Source organism: Gordonibacter pamelaeae 7-10-1-b (assembly GCF_000210055.1).
In the GTDB taxonomy this organism is placed as follows: Bacteria; Actinomycetota; Coriobacteriia; order Coriobacteriales; family Eggerthellaceae; genus Gordonibacter; species Gordonibacter pamelaeae.
This window is the reverse complement of sequence record NC_021021.1, coordinates 461842-462343: the sequence shown is the minus strand read 5'-3', so window position 1 is coordinate 462343 and position 502 is coordinate 461842. Positions and strand designations below refer to the sequence as shown.

Annotated in this window: 1 protein-coding gene; it reads right to left on the bottom strand. The window is 71.7% G+C overall.

Going from position 1 to position 502, the window contains the following annotated elements; all coding sequences use genetic code 11:
• On the bottom strand, positions 1-364 hold a 364-nt coding region (locus GPA_RS02155; RefSeq protein WP_156791110.1), incomplete at its 3' end, for a response regulator transcription factor.
• Positions 365-502: the final 138 nt, after the last annotated feature.

The window sequence follows — 502 nt, the reverse complement described above, 5'->3', positions numbered from 1 at the left end:
CGCCCGAGGTGCGGCGCAGCACGCTCTTGATGCGCGAGAGCAGCTCGCGGGCGCGGAAGGGCTTGGCTATGTAGTCGTCGGCCCCCATGTCCAGGCCCGCCACCGTGCTGTACTCGTCGTCGGAGGCGGTGAGGAAGATCACGGCCGGTGCCGGGTCGGCCGCCTTCGCCGCCGCGCACACGGCGAACCCGTTGCCCTGCGCGAGGGCCACGTCCACGAGCGCGAGGTCGAACCGCGATGCGGCCAGGAGCCCCTCGGCCGCGTCCTGGCCGTCGGCGTGCTCGGTCTCGTACCCCTCGCGGCGCAAGAGGTCGGTCAGGCTGGCCACGATGGCCGCGTCGTCTTCCACGATGAGTATGCGCATGCGCTCGGCTCCTTCTCCTGCGGGCGTTTGCGAACACGGTAGCAGAAAACGGGATGCCGCGCAGGGAGGAAGGCGTGCCGGGGCGGGTTCGCTCGCTTGGCTCATGCCCTCGAGGCGCCACGATGCGGGCGGGCTCGG